We start from the raw sequence: 23,424 nt of genomic DNA, 5'->3' as shown, positions 1-23,424 counted from the left end.
CCTACCTGGGGCGCGGCACGGTCTTGTCGATGAACAATCCCTCTACCGACACACACAATTCGCCGTCCGCAGTCTTGATCTCACCGACGGTGTGAATCTTGCGGCCGTCCTTGGAAAGGAATTTGCCGCTGATCGTGAGGGGCTCGAACAGCGGAGTCGGGCGATGGTACCGAGTACTCAATTGTGCTGTCATGCCTGAAGTTCCACCCCAGGCATTGGCGACACCGAGAACGTGATCGAGCAGCAGCGCCGAAACACCGCCGTGTACATGGCCGGGAGGGCCCTGGTACGGCAGCGTCAACGTGACCACTCCCTGCACCGACCCGTCAGCGAGCCCTTCCAGAACCAGCGGCGGCGCAATGGCATTCTCGGGGCCGGTCACCGGATCGTGACGAGTCACGCCCTCACCGTTCCACATGTCGATCAAGCGCTCGGCCACCTCGGGCGAGTGCTGCTCGAGGTGCTCGGCAATGCTGTTGAGCTCCTCCGCAACCCGATCCAGATTGGCGTTTCCGCGGTCGGTGCGCAGCATCGCGTCGACAACGCGACGCGCTGCTGCCGTGGCCCGGTCGACCGGGGCGTCCTGCGGCGGCGACGTCAAAATCGTGCCGCCCGGGTGTGTGGCTGCCGTGGGGTGCGTGCCGAGGTCCATCAGTTGATCTCCATTGTTGCGTGTGTGAGAACCGGGGAGTTCTCGCGCTCGGGGCACGTCGCCGCCAAGGTCAGTGTGTTGCCGTCCTGCCATACCGAGGTGGTGATGGATTCGCCGGGGAACAGCGAACCGGCGAACCGCACCGAGTAGTTCTTCACCCGCGTCGGATCTCCGTCGAGAATTCCGTCGACCACCGCCTTGCAGACGATGCCGTACGACGCCAGACCGTGCAGAATCGGAGCGTCGAATCCCGCCATCTTCGCGAAGGAGGGATCAGCGTGCAGCGGGTTCATGTCTCCACTGAGTCGGTACACCAGCGCTTGTGAGGGACTCGTGCTCGACGTCAGTACCTTGTCGGGCGCCCGGTCAGGCACCCCGGCAACCACTTCGGGACCGGCGCTGCCGCCGAAGCCACCTTCGCCGCGGGCCCAGATCTGCATTCCGTTGGTCCACAACGGATTCCCGTCAAGGTCCTCGGCCGCCGTCTCGAGCACGATGACGGCAGCCTTGCCCTTGTCCCACACGTCAGCGATGCGAGTGGAAATACGAGCAGCACCCGTCGACGGGATCGGCGCGTGAAGTGTCAGCGACTGCCCACCGTGCAGAATCTTGCGCAGGTCGATGTCGATTCCCGGCATACTCATCGACGCTGCGGGCAGTACACCCGCCGAAACTCCCTGGCCCGCAACCATTGCAAAGGTCGGGAGCACTTTCAGACCCTTTTCGTACACCCAGGTGAGCTCGGCGGGATCCAGAGCGTTCACGCCGGCGCCGAGCCCCAACTGGTAGAGCATGACGTCGCGGTCGGTCCACGACGCTTCGCGCACAGTCGGTTCGGCGGACAATGCCACCTCGAGATCGATAGCCATCAGTTCTCCAAAGTTCCGGCTCGGTAGACGGTCACGACGCACGCGCCGCCCAGTCCGAGGTTGTGCTGCAATCCGATTCGTGCGCCTTCGACCTGGCGAGCGTCTGCGGTCCCGCGAAGCTGCCACGTCAGTTCGGCGCACTGTGCCAGCCCGGTGGCACCCAGCGGGTGGCCCTTCGAGATCAGACCGCCAGACGGGTTGACGACCCACTGGCCGCCGTACGTAGTGGCACCGGATTCGACGAGCTTTCCGCCTTCACCGGCGCCACACATTCCGAGACCTTCGTAGGTGATGATCTCGTTGATCGCGAAGCAGTCGTGCAGTTCGATGACATCGACGTCGTCGATGCTGATGCCGGCTTCGGCAAAGACCTGCTCGGCGGCCGCAGCCGTCATCGGCGCGCCGACTACGTCGATCATCGACTTCTCGGCAAACGCTGCCGAGGTGTCGGTGGTCATGGCCTGAGCGACGATCTCGATCGCACGGTCCTCGAGTCCGTGCTCACGGACGAACTTCTCACTCACGACGACGGCAGCACCGGCACCGTCCGAAGTCGGTGAACACTGCGAGCGCGTCAGCGGCTCGTGAATCATCTTGTCGCCGAGCACCTGTTCGAGGGTGTACTCGTCACGGAACTGCGCATACGGATTGTTGACCGAGTGCTTGTGGTTCTTGACCGCCACGGCCGCAATCTGCTCGACCGTGGTGCCGTACTTCTTCATGTGCTCGACGGCGGCATTACCGAACAACTGAGCGGTCATGGGCGATCGGGCGAAGCCGTAGTCCTCGACCATGATCTTCAGCTGCGAATCCAAAGTGGTGACCTTGGGCATCTCACCGGTTCCGGTCAGCGCCGTTTTGGTCATCTTTTCGAAGCCGACGGCCAGTGCGCAGTCCGCTTGTCCGGCCTGTACCCACTCGCGCGCCATCATCAGTGCCGTCGAGCCGGTGGCGCAGTTATTGTTGACGTTGAAGATCGGGATACCGGACAGACCCGTTTCGTACAGGGCACGCTGGCCTGCTGTCGACGCGTTGAACACGTAACCGACTGCAGCACGCTGGATCTGGTCGTAGCCGATCCCGGCATCGGTGAGTGCATTCGAGACGGCTTCGGTCACCATGTCCGGGTATTCCCAGTCGCGGGTCTCGATCTTCTCGAACTTGGTCATGCCCACGCCGATGACGAAGGTGCGATTGCTCATGTGCAGGTCACTTTCCCGGTTCGGGGTCGCGAGGCAGACCCAGGATTCGCTCACCGATGATGTTGAGCTGAACATTGGTTGTACCACCCGCGATGGACATGCACTGCGAGTTCAAGAACATCTGGGTTGCAGACATCCGATGCTGGTCGCCCAGAAGTGAACTCGGCCCGGCCCACTCCATTGCCACATCCCAGACCTGCTGGATGTGCTCGACACCGATCAACTTCGCCACCGAGGATTCGGCCCCCGGCTGCGCGCCGGTGAGCGAGCGCAGCGTGGTGCGCAGACCGAGCAGACCGCCGGATTGCGCGTCGCACAGCACCTTTCCGAGCACCGTCAGCTGCTCGTCGTCGATGCCACCGGGTAGTCCGTCGACCAGGCTCAGAAGAGCCTCACCACCCGATCCGAGAGACGAGTCGTTGGACAGCGAGACACGCTCGTTGGCCAGTGTGGTGCGAGCGAGCTTCCAGCCGTCGCCCGGCTCGCCGACCAGGCACTCGTCGGGGACGAAGACGTCGTCGAAGAAGACTTCGTTGAACAGTGCTTCACCGGTGATCTCGCGAAGCGGGCGAATGTCGAGGCCGCTGTTCTTGATGTCGATGAGGAAGTAGGACAGGCCCTTGTGCTTGGGTGCGTCGGCGTCGGTGCGGGCGAGGCAGATGCCCCAGTGCGCGTCGCGTGCCATCGACGTCCATACCTTCTGGCCCTGCAACTTCCAGCCACCGTCGACCTTGGTGGCCTTCGTGCTCAGAGCTGCGAGGTCGGAACCTGCGCCCGGCTCGGAGAAGAGCTGGCACCAGACGATGTCACCGCGCAGTGACGGTGGGACGAACTTGGCAAGCTGCTCTTCGTTGCCGTGCGCGATGAGCGTCGGGATGACCCAGTTGCCGATGATCATGTCGTGCGGCTTGATCTTCGCAGCGCGCAGTTCTTCGGCGATGACCAGCTGACTGACGGCATCGGCGGACTTGCCCCACGGAGCCGTGAAGTGCGGTGCGGTGTAGCCCTTTTCCGCGAGGTACGTCTTCTGCGCGGCACCTTCGAGTTCGAGCGCAGGACCGAGCTCGGCGCGAACGTCGGCGCGGACCGCCTCGGCCTCGGGCGGCAACTCGATGCTGAGCACGCGACGGGTGCCGGCAATGGTCAGCTCGGCAACGCGACGACGCCAGGATGCCGTGGAACCCAGCAGAATTCGCAGGGACTGCGCGCGGCGCAGGTACAGGTGCGCGTCGTGCTCCCACGTGTAGCCGATTCCGCCGAGCACCTGGATGCAGTCACGCGTGACGGAGAAGCCTGCTTCGAGGGCCGTGGCTCCGGCGACGGCTGCTGCGAGAGAAGCCTCTTCGGCACCGACGCCGTTGGCGGGCGTCAATGCGCGCGCAGCGTCCCACGCGCAGACGCGCGCCTGCTCGGCAAGAGCGAGCATCCGAGCGGCCTTGTGCTTGACGCCCTGGAACTGGCCGATCGGGCGACCGAACTGCTGACGCACCTTCGCGTAGTCGGCCGAGGTCGTGACGGCCCAGTCGGCCAAGCCTGATGCCTCGGCGGCGAACAGTGTTGCAGCAATGTCGAGTACACGCTGCGTATCGATGGTGAGGATCTCGGAATCGGCGAGGATCAGACCGTCGACGGTGACCTCGGAGTTACGACGTACGACGTCGTAACTGGCCAAGTCCGTGACCTCGAGGCGGTCACGTCCGAGCAGAACGAATCCGCTGTCCGTCGCGAGGAGGAACACGTCGCCGACATGGCCACCGAGAATCTGGCTGGATGTTCCGCTGAGGGTGGCGGTGTCGCCGTCGCGGGCGATCTTCAGCGAACCCGGCTGCAGTGCAACGGCTCCGAGCGTGCTGCCGTCGACCAGTCCGGCCAGCGGAGCGGTGACTCCGGCGTCGCTGAGAACGGCGCTGACCACGACTGTCGGCAGGAACGTGCCGGGAACCATGGAGCGCCCGAGTTCCTCGACGACGATCGCGAGCTCGACCAATCCGTATCCAGCGCCGCCGAATTCCTCGGCCACGTGTAGTCCGAGAAGTCCCTGCTCGGCAAGCCCGCTCCAGAGTTGTGGGCGAGTTTCGACCTTCGCCTCGACCGCTTCACGGATAGCGGTGGGTGTTGCGTGACGTGCCGCCCAGCCCCGTACGGAGTCGCGGAGGTCACGATCTTCTTCACTCAATCCAATGGTCATGTCTACCTCGTCAATTCGACTGTGTGAGTACGGGTCAGATGCGTTCGATGATGGTGGCGGTAGAGAGAGCGCCACCGGCGCACATCGTGACCAGCCCCGTGGACTTGTTCGAGCGCTCGAGTTCGTGCAGCGCGGTCGTGATCAGACGAGCGCCGGTCGAACCGACGGGATGCCCGAGTGCGATCGCACCGCCGTTGACGTTGACCTTGGACAGATCTGCGTCGTGAACCTGCGCCCAGGAGAGCACTACCGAGGCGAACGCTTCGTTGATTTCGACGAGRTCGAKGTCGTTCAGAGTCATTCCGGCCTTGTCGAGCACCATCTGGGTGGACTCGATCGGTCCGTCCAGGTGATAGAAGGGATCGGATCCGACCATGCCGGACGCGACGATCCGCGCGCGGGGCTTCAATCCCAACTCCTGCGCGCGCTCTTCGCTCATCAGCAGTACCGCAGCCGCGCCGTCACTGATCTGCGACGAGTTTCCGGCGGTGTGGATATGGCCTTCGATGACCGGCTTGAGTCCGGCCAGCGCCTCGGCTGTCGTCTCGCGCAGGCCACCGTCGCGCGTGACAGTGGCGATCTCACCGGCCGGCACACCTTCCTTGGTGACGACGGGAGCCTTGACTGGCACGATCTCACGGTCGAAGCGGCCTTCGGCCCAAGCCTGGGCTGCGCGGCGCTGCGATTCCAGGCCGAAGGCGTCGACGTCGGCGCGTGTGATGCCACGCTTCTCGGCGATACGCTGCGCAGAGGTGAACTGGTCACCCATGTCGATGGTCCAGTCGTCCGGGTACGGGTTTCCCGTACCGGGCGCGTTTGCCTGGCCCAGGAACACACGGCTCATCGCCTCGACGCCGCAGCCGATACCGGCTGAGATCTGACCCGAGGAAATCAGGCCGGAAATCAAATGCACTGCCTGCTGGGCAGATCCACAGGCGCAGTCGATGGTGGTTGCCGCTGTGCTGTACGGCAATCCGGCGTGCAGCCACGCTTGCCGCGTGACGTTGTTGGACTGCTCACCTGCCTGGGTGACACAGCCACCGATGATCTGCCCGATGTCTTCCGGTGCGACGCCTGCTCGTTCGAGAACGCCGAGTTGCGCTGCTCCCAGAATCTCGGCGGGGTGCAGCCCCGCCAGGGCGCCGCGACGACGGCCGATCGGTGTCCGAGCGGCCTCGACGATGACTGCATGACCCATGATGTGCGCTCCTTCGTGGAGTTTTCGGTCGGTGAGCTGACTCACCGTCAACTTTTCTGCAATGTATTCTATTGTTGATGTCAGGGCAATGCCGGAATGAACGTCATCTTTGAACCAAGCCTGACTCAAATAATAGAATTGATTTCAATTTTGAGGACACGACGAACCCACCCCGAGAAGGGGCGAGGTCACGTCAGTGTCGTGAGAGATTCACCAGAAGCAGGTCGCACCCCTTGCGGATGTCGTACTCCGCATCCGGGATGGAAATTCGACCGTTGAGGCACGATTGGATGACCCCGAACCACAGCTGCATCAGCAGACGCAACCCGGTGTTGTCTTCCTCGGTCGGGTTCTCGATCCCGGCCGCATCGAGGATGATCTGCCGGAAGCCGCGATCGATCTTGCCCACGTCCGGCACCGTCGCGACGTTGGCGGTACTGGACGACTGCAGCATCGCAGTCGAAAGGGCCGGCCGACGCAGTAACCCGCGAGTCGCGCGCACCAGGACCTCGTACACGGCGTCCTGCGGATTGGCCGACTGCACCTGGTGCTTGGCGAAACTGTCGCCGATCTGATCGATCTGCTCGACCATCACAGCGACGAAGAGGTGCGTCTTCGAAGGGAAATAACGGTAGAGAGTGCCGATGGCCACGCCTGCCCGCTTGGCAACTTCGTGCATCTGAACCCGTGAGAGTTCTTTCTCGGTCCCCAATTCGGCGGCCGCTTCCAGCATCCGCACATGGCGCGCCCGCTGCTCGTCCGAACTGGGCTCAGCAGCGTCCCTGACCTCGGCAATTCTCGGCAACGTCGCCCCCATCATCGATTATGTGTCCCGGCCGCGAACGACCGCGCTAATTCTCTCACCTGGACCACCCATCTCGGCATATTGCCCGCTCAGTGGGACCTGGCATGGCCTTCCAGTGCCGTGCGGTATTCCGTGGACACCCCACCCTCTTGGAGTAAGGACGCAATGATGCAGGACTGGACCAGCGAGTGCGACGTGTTGGTAGTCGGCTCCGGCGGCGGAGCGCTGACCGGCGCATATACCGCCGCTGCTCAGGGATTGACGACGATCGTCCTCGAGAAAACCGATCGTTTCGGCGGGACCTCCGCCTACTCGGGCGCCTCGATCTGGCTCCCAGGTACCCAGGTGCAGGAACGCGCCGGACTTCCCGACTCGACCGAGAATGCCCGCACCTATCTGCGCGCGTTGCTCGGTGACGCCGAGTCCGAGCGCCAGGACGCCTACGTCGAGACCGCTCCCGCTGTCGTCGCTCTACTCGAGCAGAACCCGAACATCGAATTCGAGTTCCGTGCGTTCCCCGACTACTACAAAGCCGAAGGCCGGATGGACACGGGACGCTCCATCAACCCTCTCGATCTCGATCCCGCCGACATCGGTGACCTCGCCGGCAAGGTGCGTCCGGAACTGGACCAAGACCGCACCGGTCAGGATCATGCTCCCGGCCCGATGATCGGTGGGCGCGCACTGATCGGCCGTCTGCTGGCCGCAGTTCAGAGCACCGGCAAGGCAGAACTTCGCACCGAATCCGTCCTCACCTCCCTGATCGTGGAAGACGGCCGGGTTGTCGGCGCCGAGGTCGAATCCGGCGGCGAAACCCAGCGAATCAAGGCGAACCGCGGTGTCCTGATGGCAGCAGGCGGCATCGAAGGCAACGCCGAGATGCGTGAGCAGGCAGGCACCCCCGGCAAGGCGATCTGGAGTATGGGCCCCTTCGGCGCCAACACCGGCGACGCGATCTCCGCCGGAATTGCTGTCGGCGGCGCAACAGCCTTGCTCGATCAGGCGTGGTTCTGCCCCGGCGTCGAGCAGCCCGACGGCAGCGCCGCCTTCATGGTCGGCGTTCGCGGTGGGCTCGTCGTCGACAGCGCCGGTGAGCGCTACCTCAACGAGTCGCTTCCGTACGACCAGTTCGGACGAGCCATGGATGCTCACGACGACAACGGTTCTGCCGTGCCGTCGTTCATGATCTTCGACTCGCGCGAGGGTGGCGGACTGCCCGCCATCTGCATCCCGAACACGGCGCCCGCCAAGCACCTCGAAGCCGGAACGTGGGTCGGTGCCGACACTCTCGAAGAACTCGCTGCCAAGACCGGACTACCGGCCGACGCATTGCGCAGCACTGTCGAAAAGTTCAACGATGCCGCAAAACTGGGCGTCGACGAAGAGTTCCATCGCGGCGAAGACCCGTACGACGCGTTCTTCTGCCCACCCAACGGCGGCGCGAATGCGGCACTGACGGCCATCGAGAACGGTCCGTTCTACGCGGCCCGCATCGTCCTCAGTGACCTCGGCACCAAAGGCGGATTGGTCACCGACGTCAACGGCCGAGTCCTGCGTGCTGACGGCAGCGCCATCGACGGCCTGTACGCCGCCGGCAACACGAGCGCGTCACTGAGCGGCCGCTTCTACCCAGGCCCCGGAGTTCCACTCGGCACGGCCATGGTCTTCTCGTACCGAGCAGCTCAGGACATGGCGAAGTAACCAGCACAACGAGGTCGTGGGGCAGGCAATGTCAGAATCACCTGCCCCACACTCTTTCTCACGGCGTCGCGATGTTGTATCACTCCGCGTCGATGCCAGGTAAGCCGTCCACACTCTTCGCGTTCTTCTCGGCGCGATAGGCGATGAGCCGCTCCGGACCCCTCTTCTCCGCTACGCGGTCGAGCACGTCACGATCGGATTGGTAGTCCATCAGCGGTACTGCGTATCCGCACGAATCCGAAATGCGCGTCAGATCGACCACGACGATCGACCGCAGTCCCGGGTGCTCGGGGAACCTACCGACAAGCTCGTTGAACGGTTCCGACCCTGCGGGCAGAACTTGTCCGTGACCGTGTAGTCGAACGATCTTCGGTGGTCCGTCAAATGCCATGAACATCAGGGTTATTCGCGAGTTCTCGCGCACGTGCGCGATGGTTTCCACACCGCTGCCAGTGAGATCGAGGTACGCCACGCGGGTGGATGTCAGCACCACGAACGATCCGACTCCCCCTTTGGGTGAGCAATTGATCAACCCGTCAGGAGACAAAGGTGCGGTAGCAACGACGAACAGCGGTTGGGCCTGCAACCACGTGGTGAGCTTTTCATCGATGCCTTCGTAGACGCGCCCCATGTCGAGAGTGTAGTTCGCGCCGACTGGACGTCACGGGGCAGACGCTGCGGCGGCTCGAATCTCCTCACACATCGCTGCGAAGGCGCGGTCGTCGGCGGGATCCGCCGGCACTGCCAGTGCAATGCCGTCGCAGAGACTCGCGTATTTCGAACTCAGCACCCCGGGGAGTTCGGCGTAGGTGCATTGCGTGACCAAGATGTCGAGAACATCGTCCGTGAGCACAGCTGGTAGTCGAGCCCAATCACCCGTTCGTGCCATCGCAGTCAGCTTCTCGCCGATCCCCGCCAAGCCGAGAACCTCGAGCGCGGTTCGATATGCCGGTGTGGAGTAGAGAAAGGCAAGTTCACTGCGCACCGCTTCTCGTCGAGCAAGTATCGCGGCACGATCTTTGCCGGTGATCGTCTTCGGAACGGCAATCAGCCGCGGCTTCCTTCCGCCTGCCGTCAATGATGGAATGATCCTCTCCGCGAGCACCTTCGGATGGGAGCTGGTGGGGTGAGCAACAAAGCCGTCGGCGACGGCTCCTGCCAGTGAGCACATGCGGGAGTTCACTCCCCCGGTCCAGATCTCGGGAGCTGGAACGTCGAGCGGCCCCGGATTGAAGTAGGGCTGCAGTCGGTTGAAGGTGTAGTGCGAGCCGGCATAGTCGAGTTCGCCGCCCGTCTGGAACGCTTGAAATATCTCCCTTACAGCACTGACGTAATCGCGCAGTTGTGCAACAGGATTGGTCCACGGCATCGAGTACCGCCCGACGATGTTCCCGCGCACCTGCGTTGCGAGCCCCAGTTGAAATCGCCCACCCGAGAAACCTGCAAGATCCCAGGCAGCCAAAGCCGTCACCATGGGACTGCGCGCAAACGCGACAACCATCGACGTCCGGACAGTGAGAGTACTGCTGTGCTCGACGGCCAGTGCCGCCACGGCAAAGGGGTCGCGAATGGTCTCGGAGATGTGCACCGTGTCGAAACCGAGGTTCTCGATGCGTTCGACGTGCTGAGCCACCTGCCGCAGCGGAGTGTCGGCAGGTAGCGAGGTCACCAATTCCATGTCAGCCCAAAGGCTCCAGACGAATCGACAGCAGCTTTCCTTCTGTTGCCACCTTGCGAGCGTGTTCGTTGAAGTCCGGGGCGGCACAGACGAACAGCGTACGACCGTCGGAACCGCCGAGCCCGCAAGCGAAGACGCCGCTGTCGAAGGCAATTTCATCGATTGTCTTGCCAGACGGGTCGACGTGGAGAATTCGACTTCCGAGTGCGTCGGCCACCCACATCGAATCGTCTCCGTCGATGCAACATCCGTCGGGCGCAACGACGATCTCAGCGAGGGTGGTCTCCATCTCGGGTCCACCAGGTACCGGCCCGAACGACGCCCAATCACGGCGTTCGCCCAGAGAGCCGTCGGGCTGGACGGCAAACGCACTGATTCGATTTCCCAGCGTTTCGTCCACGAGCAGATCTCCGGTCGACGCCAGAGCCATCCCGTTGGGGAAGTGGAGATCTCGCGCCACGACGTGCACCGATCCGTCCGGGTCGACGCGGAGGAGATCTGCCGTCTCGACGGGGGCCAGGTTCATCAGGTCGAACCCGAAGTTGCCCACGTACGCTCGTCCCTGCGCGTCGACCAGCATGTCGTTGACGTTGGCACTCACGTACCCGGACAAGTCTGCGTGCACCACCAAATCGCCATCGAATTCTCGCCGCAGAATCTTCTGGTCCCGCATGGAGACGACCAGTAATCTGCCGTCCGGAAGCCACCCCAACCCGGACGGCTGCCCTGGAATCTCCGCCTCGACGCGTACGTCGGTCCCGTCCTCACGGGCCGAAATCACCTGGTAGGTATAGAAGTCCGACACCCAAATTCGGTCCTCGTGCCAGCGCGGGCATTCGAAGTAGGTATATCCCTCGAGAACTACCGCAACCTCTGGTGCCATCAGGCTCTCCCACGTCGGTGATTGAATGGTGTGTTCACTCCATTCAATCACCGGTGCCCCGGTGGCGGTGTCCGATTCCCGACTACTCGCCGCGGTATACCTTGTCCAGCACGTCGAACGCGGATTCCCACCCGTCGTAGACGTTGCCGTCGCCCTTGAAACCCGGGATCCCGACCAGATGGAATGTCATCTCGGTCTTGTCTCCCCGATCTGCGAGCGTGACCGTGATTCGAGGCGCGGTGTCCACCGAATCTCCTGGATTCCCCCAGGTGAAGACCAGCTTCTTCGGCTCGTCGACCTCGAGATAGGTTCCACCGGTGGGAAACTCGGCACCATTCTCGTCGTTGATCATCAGGTAGTGGTACGTTCCGCCAACTCTGGGGTCGATCGTGACGTGCTCCCGAGGGCTGCTGACACCCTCAGGGTGCCACCACCGCGCCGCCTCGTCGGGATCGGTCCACGCTTGCCAGACAAGGTCACGCGGCGCATCGAAGATCCGGGTGATGGTGAATTTTGCGGTGGCATCGGCATTCTGGTCACTCATTGTTCTTCTCCTTCTTCGGTCGACGTTGCTTCAGCTCACGTAGACGCTCGTCGAGGAGGTCGAAGCGTTCGTTCCAACCGCGCCGGTGTTCGTCGACCCATGCGCTGGCGTCGTCGAGACCCTCTGCGCGAAGGGTGCACGTGCGCCATTGCGCGGTGGCGGTTCGTTCGATGAGACCGGCTCGCTCGAGCACCTTCAGATGCTGCGAGATGGCGGGTCGACTCATCTCGAACGGCTCGGCCAGCTCACCGACGGTCATCGAACCATCCGTCAGGCGAGAGAGCATTTCACGCCTCGTCGGGTCGGCCAGTGCGCTGAACACTGAATCGAGTCGACCACTTCGCTCGTCCATGTAAGCAACTCCTTAATTAAGGAATAACTTAAACATAGAATTCACGATCCTAAGCGTCAACCCCTTCAACTCCAGGTGTATCGAAGCCGCTCGACGGTTGTCGCCTCGTCCATCTGGGAGAACGTCTCCTGCTCAGCTCCCTTCACGGACACCATCGCTTCGATGATCGACTCCCCGAAGATTTCCCTCGCCACCGAGGAGGAGTTGAACTTCTGCACGATCTCGCCGAGATCGGTGGGGACTCGGGTCACCCCGCGCTCATCACGTTCCGCCTCTGTGAGAGTCGACGGGTTCACCACGATTTCAGGCGGCAATGGCGCGGCATTGTCGATACCGATCTGCGAAAGACCGAGTACCGCAGCGGTGGCCAGATACGGATTGGCCGATGGATCGATGATCTTGACTTCGGCGTTGGCGCCGTGTGGATTCGACGGTGACTCCGTGCAGAACCTCAGTGCCGCTTCCCGGTTCTCGAGCCCCCAACAGACGTAGGCCCCCGACCAATTGTCCGGACGCAGCCTGAGGCCGGAGAGCGGCGAGGAAGCAAAGACGGCCGTGAATTCCGTGAGGTGAGAAAGGATTCCACCCAAAGCTGATGATCCTTCGTCGGTCATCCCGTAGTCCTGACCACCACCGGAGAAGACGGGCCGCCCACCTGAGATCAACGAAAAGTGCTGGTGTGCACCGTTCCCGGCACCTCCGATCGTAGGTATCGGTGAAAACGATGCCGCCAATCCATGGGCTCTGGCAGTGCGGCTGATCAAGATCCGGGCCAGCACCACAAGATCGGCGGCCTGAACGGGAGTTGCCGGAGCGATGGAGATCTCGAATTGATCCGGTCCGTACTCCGCATGAACTTGCTCGATATGAAGTTGTGCGCGTTCGGCATTGCGCAGAAGGTCCTTGAGGAAGTCCTCGCGGCGAAGGACTGCACCTAACCCGTACGCCGACCACGCTCCGTCGCACGCATCACCGAAAAGAGTGAATTCGATCTCGTGACCCACCCGAGCTTCCAGTCCGTCGGCAGCAAGCCGCGCCACGACGGCAGTGAGTGCGGACCGAGTGCACACGGCAGCCGTCGAACCGTCTTGCTCGTACAAAGTGGCCGGCGCCCACGACACACCCTCGCCGAGATCGCGGAGGTCGGAGCGGTCGATACGCAACCGGAGATCACCCACGACGGAAAAGGAATCGGTGAAGGCAATCCGATCGTCGCTGCAGAAAACATTCCAACTCGGCGAGACCCCCGCACCGACTTCCTCGAAGACACCGCTTCGGCCTGCCGGCATCACTTTCGCCCGCGCGACACCCGCCATGTCCACGATCGAGCCGATAGTCAGCGCCGGAACTTCCCTCATCCAGAGGCAAATACCCCACTCGGCGGCACGCCAACCGGTCAGATCAGGTTGTCCTCCACCGGCAGTCCGAACGCCGCCCGGCCGTACAGCGCCAACGCGCGCTCGGGTTCGTTGGCAACGTGAACGCTGCCCGCATGAACGTCTCGCCACGCACGCTCGATCGGGTTTCCACGAGAGAGGGAGTTCCCGCCTGCCGTCTTGAACAGCATGTCGATCGCTTCCACCGAACGTTCCGTCGCGCGAACCTGATCTCGACGCGCGCGCAGCCTCATCGAGAGCGGAAGCTCCTTGCCGGCGACAGCAAGTTCGTACATCTCCCGGATATTGCGATCCATCTGCAGAATCGCGGCATCGATCTCCGACGACGCACGCGCGACGGCAACCTGAGCGAACTGGTCCTCACTGAACCGCCCACCACCCAAGCTCAGACGGACCCGCTCACGCATCACGTCCAGGTACCCCTCGTAACAACCGGCGACGATGCCCACACACGGAGCCGCGACCGTCGAGGTGAAGATGCTCCCGAACGGAAGCTTGTACAGCGGACCAGGATTGACTGCTTGGCCTGGGCCGCGAAGTTGTGCGGTCTCGTAGTTGCGCTTCAATCGGTGCTCGGGCACAAAGGCCTTGTCGACCACGATCTCGTTGCTCGCGGTGCCGCGCATCCCCACGACATCCCAGACATCTCGGATCTCGTAATCCGTACGCGGCACCAACACCGTCATGAAATCGACCGGCCGGCCGTCCATCCCGACCACCATCGCGCCCAGCAATGCCCAACTCGCGTGATCACAGCCGGAAGAGAAGCCCCACTGGCCCGACAGTTCGTAACCACCGTCCACCGCCGTCAGTCGACCGACCGGCGCGTACGCGGACGAGATGAGCGTCGTCTGATCCTCTCCCCACACGTCGGCCTGTGCCTGGTCGTCGAAAAGCGCCAGATGCCACGGGTGCACTCCCACCACCGACGCGACCCAACCGGTCGAACCACAGGCAGCGGAGATTGCCCTGACCACTTCGTAGAAGTGGACCGGGTCGCTCTCGGCGCCCCCATATCTCTTGGGCGCCAGCATGGAGAAGACGCCGGCTTCGGAAAGCTCCCGGATGGTCCGTTCGGAGATCTTGCGCGAATCGTCGACCTTCTGAGCGCGGGCCGCGATCTTCGGAAGCAGATCACGGACTGAGCTCAGAACCTTGTTGACCATGGAAGACACTCCTCGCACCGAACCGTGAGGGAGCGGATCGGCAGATAGACATAACGGCTGCCCCGTCACGATATGTCGGTCACGCGTTCCGATGATCGGAAGTCCCGGAGGCCGGGATCAGCCGCCGGATCCTCTCGCTCGCCGCTGGTCCCGGCCAGTGAGACGAGGCCCCAGCGGTAATTCACGCTCCCCTAGCGTCGGGCGTCGACACTGACCCTGGAAAGGACGGGACTCATCGTGACGATCAATCAGTCCGACAACGACGAAGTTCGCGAGATCCAAGCTGGAACCGCGCCTACTCGCTTTGCACGTGGATGGCACTGCATTGGGCTCACGGAGTCCTTCAAGGACGGCCAGCCGCACTCCATCGAGGCGTTCGGTACCAAGCTCGTCGTCTTCGCCGACAGTGAAGGCAACGTCAAGATCCTCGACGCGTACTGCCGTCACATGGGTGGCGACCTGAGCCAGGGCACCATCAAGGGCGACGCCATTGCCTGTCCGTTCCACGATTGGCGCTGGGGCGGCAACGGCAAGTGCCAGAAGATTCCCTATGCACGCCGCGTTCCCCCGCTGGCCAAGACGCGCGCATGGCAGACCCTCGACCAGGACGGCATGCTCTTCGTCTGGCACGACCCCGAGGGCAACCCGCCGACCGACGACGTAGCCATCCCCCGTATCGAAGGCGCGCTCAGCGACGAGTGGAGCGACTGGGTCTGGTACACCACGACCGTCGACACCAACTGTCGTGAAATCGTCGACAACATCGTCGACATGGCGCACTTCTTCTACGTGCACTACTCCTTCCCGACGTACTTCAAGAACGTCTTCGAAGGCCACGCCGCAACGCAGTACATGCGCGGCGTCGCTCGCTCGGACATGCGTCCGCACGCAGCAGGCACCCCGAAGATGGTCGGCAGCAACTCCGTCGCCACGTACTTCGGCCCCTCCTTCATGGTCGACGACCTGACCTACGAGTACGAGGACTACAACGTCGACTCGGTACTCATCAACTGCCACTACCCGGTCAGCGCAGACAAGTTCGTGCTCCAGTACGGCATCATCGTCAAGAAGTCGGATCGTTTCCAGGGTGAAGCCGCCGACGCGATGGCAGCGAACTTCGGCACGTTCATCGCCAAGGGCTTCGAGCAGGACGTCGAGATCTGGAAGAACAAGACTCGCATCGAGAACCCACTCCTGTGCGAAGAGGACGGCCCGGTCTACCAGCTCCGTCGCTGGTACGAGCAGTTCTACGTCGACGTCGCGGACATCGCTCCCGAGATGACCGAACGCTTCGAATTCGAACTCGACACCGCGCGCCCCGTCGCCGCCTGGCAGAAGGAAGTCGAAGACAACCTCGCTGCGAAGAAGGCAGACGAAGATGCAGCCTCTTCAGTGCGCTGAGTGCAAGGCGCAGGTCCTGGTCCAGAAGAACAGTTGGGAACACACCACCGTTCAGTGGAGTGACCAGGCCCGCGCCAAGTGCCTCGAGATCGCCGACGAACGTGAATTCGGGCAACGTGAGGGACGCCCAGGCGCTCCTCGCAAGGAGTGCGGCGCCTTGATCGCGTCCATCGTGAACGCTGCAACGGCAGGCGAGCTCGAGATCCTCAACGACGAGCCGGTGCCCAAGCCGATCGTCGACGACAGCGAACCAGTTCCCGCTCCGTTTCATTAGTCAAGCCAACATCTTTCGAAGAAGGTAGTAATGATCGATCCTCAGTACTACGGCCCGTGGGCAGTCATCGCCGGCGGTTCCGAAGGTGTCGGCGCGGGGTTCGCCGACGAGCTCAGCAAGCTCGGTATCAACCTCGTGCTCATCGCCCGCAAGCCGGGCCCGCTCGAGGAGACCGCGGCCAAGGCACGTGCCAACGGCGTCGAAGTACGCACTCTGGCACTGGATCTGCTGGTTCCCGACGCGCTCGATCAGATCAAGGCTGTCACCGACGACGTCGAGGTTGGCCTGCTCATCTTCAACGCCGGCGCCAACAGTTACGGCCACGAGTTCGTCACCGGTGATCTGACGGGATTTGCCGGAGTCATCGAGCTGAACATCAACAAGCAGCTCGAACTCTCGCACCACTTCGGCGGATTGATGAAGGATCGCGGACGCGGCGGCATCATGCTGCTCGGTTCGCTGGCCGGATTCATGGGTTCCGAGCACCAGAGCATCTACGCAGCGTCCAAGGCATTCGGACGCATCTTTGCCGAGAGCCTGTGGCTCGAACTCCAGCCGTACGGCGTTCACGTCGTCGAGTTCATTCTCGGTGTCACTCGCACGCCGGCCATGATTCGCGCGGGATTGAACTTCGACATCCCGGGCATGAACGTCGCAGAGCCCGAGGATGTTGCACGCGAAGGCCTCGAACACCTTGCCGACGGCCCGATCTGGGTTGCTGCAGGAAACTACGAAGGCGCCAAGAAGCGCAGCGGCTTCCCCCGCGACAAGATGGTCAAGGGCGCTGCCGAAGCGATGCGCAAGCTGCTGAACCGCTGACTTCTGCTGTGCGCCTTTATTAACCCCCCGACGTTAAGAAAGGCGCACAGCATGGGCGTCGACATCACCACTCTTCTCGACGAACGCGAGATCACCCGCTCCATTTTCGAGTTCGCCCGAGCCATGGATGCGCGGGACTGGGATGAACTCCACCGAATCATGACTCCGGACGCTACGGCAGAACTGGGAACCGGAACTCTTCGTGGACCTGCCGAGGTGGTGGCTTCCATCCGCTCGTTCCTCGACGAGTGCGGTCCCACCCAACATCTGATCGGCAACGTGCTGGTCGAAGTGGTCGGTGATATTGCCACCAGCCGCTCCTATGTCAGCGACATGCATGTGGGCACCGGGAGCAAAGCTCACCTGAACTTCTTCACCCTCGGCGACTACCACGATTCGTGGACCCGAATCGACGGAAGGTGGCGAATGACGCACCGCACCAAGCATTCACACGCCAGTCAGGGATCCATCGAGGTTCTGGGCGCCGGCCCCAGCGGTTGGCGGAGCTGACTCAGCTCAACATCGACGAACGGCTGGTCGCGAGTGGACTCTTGCTGGTGAGTCCACCGTCGACCACCAAGGTCTGCCCCGTCATGTAGCGAGATTCGTCCGACGCCAGGTAGAGCATGGCGTGTGCGATATCTTCGGGTTCACCGAGGTAGGGCAGCGCGTTTGCCTGCTTCATGCCGTCGATGACATCAGCGGGGATGTTGTCCACGAGTGCGGGTGTCATGATCGCGCCCGGTGCTACGGCGTTGCACCGAACTCCGTTTGCTCCGTACTGGACTGCTATGTACTGCGTCAGACGAATGACTGCCGCTTTGGCGGATCCGTAGGCAGACTGCAGGGAATCCCCGATCAATCCACCTACCGAGGCCGTGTTGACGATCGATCCTCCACCGGCACTGTTCATGTGCGGAATGGCAAGTCGTGAAGCGACGACAGTGCTGCGGACGTTGAGCGACATCACGCGATCCCACTCGTCCAGGTCCATCCGGAGCAGGTCGAGATCCTTGCGCGGATTACTACCGCCCACGTGATTGCACAAGACGTTGATGCCACCGAATTCGGCGACCGCTCTTTCGATCATCGCTGCCAGAGACTCCTCGTTCATGACATCGACGCCGAAACCCAGCGCAGTGCCGCCGGTCTCGCGTATCGCCGCCGCTGCTTCCTCCGCTCGAGCTGGATCGAGGTCGGCGACCAGCACCTTGGCGCCTTCTGCCGCCATGAGTTGTGCTGCTGCACGCCCGATTCCGCTGGCGGCGCCGGTGATCACTACATTTTTGCCTTCGAGCCTGTTCATATTCATTCCCTTCGCGGGGAATCGCCGTACCCGGATCTCATGTGCCCGAAATTGACAGCTCGGCGACTACCCGATCACTACCAGTGAACGCAGGATCGACAGCCGCGTCCAACTTTCTTGAATGAACTCACAAGTACGTGACCACGGCCCGCGCACCTGCTACACCGCCGAAATCGAGTGGCGACAGAAGACACCACTGTGCTGAAGTGGCACTATGCAGAATTCTGTTCGACCGCTGTCCATCGACGACCTCGACCGTGCCGCCGAGGTTCTCGGCGAGGCTTTTGCCGACTATCCCTGGACGAACTGGTGCGTCGCCGAAGACTCTCACGTGGAACGGGTCGCCGCTCTACAACGGATCTACCTCGAACACCTGGCACTACCGTTCGGACGTTCATACATCGATGATTCAGGCAACGGCGTCATCGCAGTCCTGCCGCCCGACGCCCCGCAGCCTGATGAAGCGACTGTCGAGAAGATCGTGGAACTGCACGGAGATCGGTTCGAGCGCGTTCTCCAGGCTGACGAACAACTGTGTACGCTTCCCGTCCCCGACAACGCGTGGTCGTTGGCAACGATCGGTACGACACCGCATTCGCAGGGCAGTGGATTGGGTTCTGCGCTACTGAAACATGCTTTGGCGGAACTGGATCGAACCGAACAGGCTTGCTGGCTCGACACGTCGACCGAACGAAATCTCCCGCTGTACCAACGGTTCGGTTTCACGATCGTCGGCCAGACCTCGCTCCCCGACGGACCGGACGTATGGCGGATGCATCGACTTCAGGGCTGATTGTTCGACTTCAGCACTCGCCGAATCATTTTCGACAACGACGCGTATTGGGTGATCGTGTTGACGGCGATCCACCTCGAGACTGGCCACGTCCGGGTCCACGAGAAAACCCCGACCGACAGCAGTTGATCGTCTTCGAGAGTTCCCACGTATCGACGCAGCGCTGCGACAGCCGCGCGCAAACGATCCCGAAGCTCTCGAACCGAGGTACCTGCACTCGCCTCGACCACCGACTGGTTCAGCGCGGGTGTTTGCGTCCACTTGTAACCCGCAGCCGGCGTCTGCGGTGTCTCGTCTCGCAGTCCGGCACCTATCCACTCTACGACGGCCTCTGCCCACCAGACACGCACAGCGAGTACGTCGTGCACCGTCCACGCATCGACGGCAACGGCGTCGAACGCATCGGCCTCGGCGACGCCGTCGAGTAACGCGTCGAGTTTCGAATACGCCGAGTCCAGCGCACTCGCCAGTTCCTCACGTGACAAGGTCTGCGCCACAATGCCTCCGAACGATCAGTAGAGAAAGAAGAAGCGGGACCATCTCGACTCGATGGCCCCGCATTCAACATTAACGTCCTACGAGTTTCAGTTCAGCTCGCCCAGGAACCTTTCGAGGTTCTCGGCGATCTCCTTCGACTTGGTGTGGTGTAGGTAGTGGTCTCCGTCCAGCAAGACCAATTCACCATGATCGACCGATGCTGCCTGTTCTTCGTGCAGCTCTGTCCAGCCCTGGACCTTGGAATTCTGTACAGCGAACAACAGAATCGGGAGATCGGCAGGGAACGTCTTGCCGATTGCCGCGGCGAAGTTGCTGGAAAGGTGATCCATTTCGTTGAGATACGTGTCGCTGAAGTTGTTCTTCGCGACCAGTCTGCTCATCTCTGCCTTCTCGGCTTCATCGAGGTAGGCATCGGTTTCCTCACTGCCACCGAGTTTCGCCAGAACGTCGGAGAAGCCCAATTTCTTTGCAACGCGGAAGACTTCGATCGGGAACTTGGTGTCCATGTTCGGCTGCCCCGGGACGCTGCTGTCGATGCCCACGAAAGCGGTGACCTCGTCGCCGTACTTCGCGGTGTAGTCCAAGGCATAAACACCTGTGATGGAGTGACCCATGAGGATGTATTCGTCAATCCCCAAGGCCTGCACAGCCTCGTGTATCTCTTCGACGATGTTCTCAGCCGTGCGGTCCTTGTCGGTTGCGTCGCTGTATCCGTAGCCGAATGGCTCGATCGTGACAACGCGGTAGTCAGGTGCAAGCTCGTCGATGAGTGATTTGAAGTCGAGGATCGGTGCGGACGTTCCGAACCCGGGCAGCAGCACGATGGTCCGATCACCGCTGCCGCGAATCGAGTAGCTCATGTTCTTGCCGTCGACGGACACGAACTGGTTGCCCGTTTCCGCGGTCGGAACGTTCGCCTTGCTGGAGCCGACGTTGAATACGAGCGCTATTGATACCAGCACAACCAGAACTACGGACACCGAAGCAACCACCTTCAGTGCAACGGTACGAATCTTCTTCATTCTCATCCTCATCTTCTCGGGCGTCGATACGGCTAGGAAAGGCTCGATATCGAGGCCGCACTGGTCTCGTCGAGCACACGCAACACGTTGTTGCCCATCAGCTTTGCCAAGTCCTCCGCGGACCAACCGCGTTCCGCCAGACGGTTTATCAACACCGCGAAACCGGATACGTCCTGCATACCATCCGGAAAGTCGTCGAACCCATCGTAGTCACTACCCAAACCGATGTGGTCGATGCCCGCGACGTCTCGGGCATGCTCGACGTGATCGGCCAGATGGTCCACCGTCATCGCCGGCCGTGGGCCGACCCGCCCGCCTTTGAACCACTCGTTGTACTCGGAAGAAAGGAACATGGGCACAAAGGCGATCATGATGACCCCGCCGTTGTCCGCGAGCAGCCTCATGACGTCGTCGGGAACGTTGCGGGGGTGACCGCATAGCTGAGTGCAGGACGAATGGCTGAAGATCACCGGCGCCGACGACGTCTCGATGGCATCTCTCATCGTTTCCACCGAGACGTGCGACAGGTCGACGAGTACGCCGAGCCGGTTCATTTCGCGCACGATCTCGCGACCGAAGTCGGTCAGCCCGCCGTGTACGCGCGTGTCCGTCGCGGAGTCCGCCCACCCAGTGTTGTCGTTGTGCGTCAGAGTCATATACCGAAGACCAAGGCGCGCCATCATTCTCAGGACGCCGAGCGAACTGCCGATGCTGTGACCGCCCTCCGCGCCCAACAATGACGCGACCTTGCCCTCGCTCCAGATGCGACGCACGTCGTCACCGGTGCGCGCGAATTCGAAAGTATCCGGGTACCGCTCGATCATCCGGTACACGTAGTCGATCTGCTCGAGTGTGTACTGAACAGCCTCGGCCTCCGTCCTGTCACACGGGGTGTAAACCGACCAGAACTGCGCACCGACGCCACCGCGACCGAGTTTGTCGATGTCGGTTTGGAAGATGGAATCCTTCTCCAGATTTTCCACCGAGTATGCGGCGGTTTCGCGAGCCGTCCATGCCAGATCGTTGTGACCGTCGATGACCGGCGCAAGGCCGTAAGCATCCAGTGCCGCTGGGTGATTCACGTCCGGAAAAGGAGCGAGAGGTTTCAACATGAGTTTTCCTCGAGAAAGTAGTGCGGGCAGGTCGAGGGCCCTCATCGCCCTCGACCTGCCCGAGATTTCATTCAGCGGAGAGAATCATCTCGCCGCGGCTAGTCGGAAATCTTCTTGAAAAGCCGTGTCATGTACAGATATTCCTCGCCATCGATCGTGAGGTGAGCCATCTCGCCAGAAGCGCTCTCGTTACTGATCGAGAACCGGGAAGCAGACAGAGGCACGACCTTGGTGGGCGGGGCCGGCGGCTCGCCGTCGATCTCGACCTTGGCGAAGTTCTGAACCTGGAATCCGCCGTCGTCGCCACGCGTGAGTTCGATTCGAACGGTTGTCGATTCATAGGTCCCGAGAATGTGAGACAGATCGATGTCTGCTGCATCCGGTTCGGACTTCGGCTCCGGCAGAACGAGATCGAGCTCCTGAGCGATCTCCTTCTCGATGTCGTGAGCCAGGGCACCGCCACCACGCGAGTTGGTGACAACTGCCATGGCCAGGCCGAGTTCGGGGAAGGTGTGAAAACGAGTGATCTGGCCGATCGTCGCACCACCGTGCTGCGCGGACGTCACACCGCCCCAGTCGGACAGGATCCAGCCGAGCCCCCAGGCCTGATCGACGCTCGAAACCGCGGTCAGGTCGAACTGTGGGGTGCGCATCAGACGCGCGGATTCTTCGGACAGGATGCGTTCACCCGTCAACGCGAGGCCGTCACGCATGTGTGCAGCACCGAAGGTCAGAAGCGAGCTGACGGATCCGGTGATGATCCCGGCCGGACCGATACCGCGCGGAAGCAGCCACTGCTTGGTCGGAACCACCTTGTCCGGCGACGTCCGATCCGGGTTCGCCACATGACCGACGGCGGTGCGGAACAGCGGGGCATCCTTGGCCTTGGTGATGATGTGCGTCAATCCGAGTGGCTTCCAGAGGTATTCGACCAACGCCTCGTCCCACGTCATCTCACGAAGAACCTCGACGATACGGCCGGCAACGGCGAAACCTGCATTGCTGTAACTCAGATGCCCGCCGGGCTCGGTGACGCTGATCGCGGTCGCGAGTTCGTCGACGTACTTCTCGACGCAGTCGTCGCCGTCGCCGGTGTCGTTGAACAGGTCTCCGTCGATACCGCTTGTGTGCGTGAGCAACTGGCGGATCGTGATTTCCTTCGTGTTGGAAGGATCCGCGATCGTGAACTCCGGAAGCACCTCCACCACCAGGGTGTCCAGCGTCAGCTTGCCCTCGTCGACGAGCTGCATGATCAGAGTCGTCGTCCAGATCTTGCTCGCGGATCCGTACTGGAACAGGGTGTCTGCGTCGACGTCGACACGCGTGTTCAGGCTCGTCACTCCGGTGGTGATGACACGGATATCCGCTGCACCGTCTTCGCCCAGCGCGATCACACCGACCTGCGCGCCAGGTACCGAATGCTTGGCTGCCAGTTCGTCGAGGCGTTCCTGCCACTTCGGGGCGACAAGTAGGTCCTTGGGCAAGTCGGTCACAGGTCGAACTCCTTCGATCATGGAAGCCAGTGGCGTAGATAGCGTTGCTGCGATCCGCTCAGGTCTCACTC

24 protein-coding genes are annotated in these 23,424 nt (G+C 62.0%); 6 read left to right on the top strand and 18 right to left on the bottom strand.

What is annotated here, in order from left to right; genetic code table 11:
• Position 1 precedes the first annotated feature (1 nt).
• From AC1DWA_RS00335 to AC1DWA_RS00310, 6 genes are all read right to left on the bottom strand, one after another.
• Positions 2-652: a PaaI family thioesterase gene (locus tag AC1DWA_RS00335; RefSeq protein ID WP_019745318.1), complete on the bottom strand. Its 651-nt coding sequence runs from the start codon at positions 650-652 to the stop codon at positions 2-4.
• Entirely contained in the window at positions 652-1,521 is an 870-nt protein-coding gene (locus AC1DWA_RS00330; protein WP_477845659.1) for a MaoC/PaaZ C-terminal domain-containing protein, read from the bottom strand. Before AC1DWA_RS00330 ends, AC1DWA_RS00335 begins: the two co-directional genes overlap by 1 nt.
• Entirely contained in the window at positions 1,521-2,723 is a 1,203-nt protein-coding gene (locus tag AC1DWA_RS00325) for a lipid-transfer protein (protein WP_477845658.1), read from the bottom strand. The genes AC1DWA_RS00330 and AC1DWA_RS00325 overlap by 1 nt, the downstream gene beginning before the upstream one ends.
• Before the next feature lie 7 nt (positions 2,724-2,730).
• On the bottom strand, positions 2,731-4,911 hold the full coding sequence (locus AC1DWA_RS00320) for an acyl-CoA dehydrogenase (protein WP_477845657.1): 2,181 nt from the start codon (positions 4,909-4,911) through the stop codon (positions 2,731-2,733).
• Positions 4,912-4,945: 34 nt separating this feature from the next.
• The gene (locus tag AC1DWA_RS00315; protein ID WP_477916427.1) at positions 4,946-6,109 is read right to left on the bottom strand and encodes a steroid 3-ketoacyl-CoA thiolase; all 1,164 of its coding nucleotides are present in this window, start codon (positions 6,107-6,109) and stop codon (positions 4,946-4,948) included.
• Between the two features lie 193 nt (positions 6,110-6,302).
• On the bottom strand, positions 6,303-6,929 hold the full coding sequence (locus AC1DWA_RS00310) for a TetR/AcrR family transcriptional regulator (protein WP_019745323.1): 627 nt from the start codon (positions 6,927-6,929) through the stop codon (positions 6,303-6,305).
• 153 nt (positions 6,930-7,082) lie between these two features.
• Between AC1DWA_RS00310 and AC1DWA_RS00305 the strand changes: the two genes are divergently transcribed.
• Complete coding sequence (locus tag AC1DWA_RS00305) at positions 7,083-8,615, top strand: FAD-dependent oxidoreductase (protein WP_020909157.1); 1,533 nt, start codon at positions 7,083-7,085, stop codon at positions 8,613-8,615.
• A 79-nt stretch (positions 8,616-8,694) separates the two neighbouring features.
• Here the strand turns inward: AC1DWA_RS00305 and AC1DWA_RS00300 are convergent, their stop codons facing one another.
• From AC1DWA_RS00300 to hsaA, 7 genes are all read right to left on the bottom strand, one after another.
• Positions 8,695-9,246: a pyridoxamine 5'-phosphate oxidase family protein gene (locus AC1DWA_RS00300; RefSeq protein WP_172932600.1), complete on the bottom strand. Its 552-nt coding sequence runs from the start codon at positions 9,244-9,246 to the stop codon at positions 8,695-8,697.
• A gap of 30 nt (positions 9,247-9,276) precedes the next feature.
• Positions 9,277-10,293: a TIGR03617 family F420-dependent LLM class oxidoreductase gene (locus AC1DWA_RS00295; protein WP_021345565.1), complete on the bottom strand. Its 1,017-nt coding sequence runs from the start codon at positions 10,291-10,293 to the stop codon at positions 9,277-9,279.
• A gap of 1 nt (position 10,294) precedes the next feature.
• Positions 10,295-11,176 (bottom strand): SMP-30/gluconolactonase/LRE family protein, encoded by an 882-nt coding sequence (locus AC1DWA_RS00290; protein WP_477845655.1) that lies wholly within the window; start codon positions 11,174-11,176, stop codon positions 10,295-10,297.
• 82 nt (positions 11,177-11,258) lie between these two features.
• The gene (locus AC1DWA_RS00285; RefSeq protein WP_477845654.1) at positions 11,259-11,720 is read right to left on the bottom strand and encodes an SRPBCC family protein; all 462 of its coding nucleotides are present in this window, start codon (positions 11,718-11,720) and stop codon (positions 11,259-11,261) included.
• Complete coding sequence (locus tag AC1DWA_RS00280; protein ID WP_070795664.1) at positions 11,713-12,072, bottom strand: ArsR/SmtB family transcription factor; 360 nt, start codon at positions 12,070-12,072, stop codon at positions 11,713-11,715. The genes AC1DWA_RS00285 and AC1DWA_RS00280 overlap by 8 nt, the downstream gene beginning before the upstream one ends.
• 65 nt (positions 12,073-12,137) lie before the next feature.
• Positions 12,138-13,430 carry a type I glutamate--ammonia ligase gene (locus tag AC1DWA_RS00275; protein ID WP_019745331.1) on the bottom strand — a complete coding sequence of 431 codons (1,293 nt, stop codon included), beginning with the start codon at positions 13,428-13,430 and terminating at the stop codon, positions 12,138-12,140.
• 38 nt (positions 13,431-13,468) lie between these two features.
• The gene (hsaA, locus tag AC1DWA_RS00270; protein WP_020970820.1) at positions 13,469-14,635 is read right to left on the bottom strand and encodes a 3-hydroxy-9,10-secoandrosta-1,3,5(10)-triene-9,17-dione monooxygenase oxygenase subunit; all 1,167 of its coding nucleotides are present in this window, start codon (positions 14,633-14,635) and stop codon (positions 13,469-13,471) included.
• Positions 14,636-14,872: 237 nt separating this feature from the next.
• On the opposite strand from hsaA, the gene AC1DWA_RS00265 reads away from it, so the two are divergent.
• From AC1DWA_RS00265 to AC1DWA_RS00250, 4 genes are read left to right on the top strand one after another with little or no spacing between them, the layout of a single operon-like run.
• The gene (locus tag AC1DWA_RS00265; RefSeq protein WP_019745333.1) at positions 14,873-16,036 is read left to right on the top strand and encodes a 3-ketosteroid-9-alpha-monooxygenase, oxygenase component; all 1,164 of its coding nucleotides are present in this window, start codon (positions 14,873-14,875) and stop codon (positions 16,034-16,036) included.
• Positions 16,014-16,310, top strand: coding sequence for a hypothetical protein (locus tag AC1DWA_RS00260; protein ID WP_033233220.1), 297 nt, complete (start codon positions 16,014-16,016; stop codon positions 16,308-16,310). Before AC1DWA_RS00265 ends, AC1DWA_RS00260 begins: the two co-directional genes overlap by 23 nt.
• A 30-nt stretch (positions 16,311-16,340) precedes the next feature.
• Positions 16,341-17,129 carry an SDR family NAD(P)-dependent oxidoreductase gene (locus AC1DWA_RS00255; RefSeq protein ID WP_197940935.1) on the top strand — a complete coding sequence of 263 codons (789 nt, stop codon included), beginning with the start codon at positions 16,341-16,343 and terminating at the stop codon, positions 17,127-17,129.
• Positions 17,130-17,180: 51 nt separating this feature from the next.
• Positions 17,181-17,639 (top strand): nuclear transport factor 2 family protein, encoded by a 459-nt coding sequence (locus AC1DWA_RS00250; protein ID WP_021331968.1) that lies wholly within the window; start codon positions 17,181-17,183, stop codon positions 17,637-17,639.
• A 1-nt stretch (position 17,640) separates the two neighbouring features.
• Here the strand turns inward: AC1DWA_RS00250 and AC1DWA_RS00245 are convergent, their stop codons facing one another.
• Positions 17,641-18,435, bottom strand: coding sequence for an SDR family NAD(P)-dependent oxidoreductase (locus tag AC1DWA_RS00245; RefSeq protein ID WP_031333800.1), 795 nt, complete (start codon positions 18,433-18,435; stop codon positions 17,641-17,643).
• Positions 18,436-18,649: 214 nt separating this feature from the next.
• On the opposite strand from AC1DWA_RS00245, the gene AC1DWA_RS00240 reads away from it, so the two are divergent.
• Entirely contained in the window at positions 18,650-19,228 is a 579-nt protein-coding gene (locus tag AC1DWA_RS00240) for a GNAT family N-acetyltransferase (RefSeq protein WP_477845653.1), read from the top strand.
• On the opposite strand, the gene AC1DWA_RS00235 is transcribed toward AC1DWA_RS00240, so the two are convergent.
• The 4 genes from AC1DWA_RS00235 to AC1DWA_RS00220 form a co-directional block, all read right to left on the bottom strand.
• The gene (locus AC1DWA_RS00235; RefSeq protein ID WP_019745339.1) at positions 19,219-19,725 is read right to left on the bottom strand and encodes a ClbS/DfsB family four-helix bundle protein; all 507 of its coding nucleotides are present in this window, start codon (positions 19,723-19,725) and stop codon (positions 19,219-19,221) included. The two genes, AC1DWA_RS00240 and AC1DWA_RS00235, sit on opposite strands and share 10 nt — an antisense overlap.
• A gap of 87 nt (positions 19,726-19,812) precedes the next feature.
• On the bottom strand, positions 19,813-20,748 hold the full coding sequence (locus AC1DWA_RS00230; protein ID WP_029256278.1) for an alpha/beta fold hydrolase: 936 nt from the start codon (positions 20,746-20,748) through the stop codon (positions 19,813-19,815).
• Between the two features lie 32 nt (positions 20,749-20,780).
• The gene (locus tag AC1DWA_RS00225; RefSeq protein ID WP_069145588.1) at positions 20,781-21,860 is read right to left on the bottom strand and encodes a dipeptidase; all 1,080 of its coding nucleotides are present in this window, start codon (positions 21,858-21,860) and stop codon (positions 20,781-20,783) included.
• Positions 21,861-21,958: 98 nt separating this feature from the next.
• The gene (locus AC1DWA_RS00220; RefSeq protein ID WP_029537034.1) at positions 21,959-23,353 is read right to left on the bottom strand and encodes a serine hydrolase domain-containing protein; all 1,395 of its coding nucleotides are present in this window, start codon (positions 23,351-23,353) and stop codon (positions 21,959-21,961) included.
• Positions 23,354-23,424: the final 71 nt, after the last annotated feature.

It is taken from the genome of Rhodococcus sp. P4_F3_2 (genome assembly GCF_056401335.1).
Note: the sequence above shows the minus strand (reverse complement) of the source record. Positions and strands in the feature narration are given on the sequence as shown.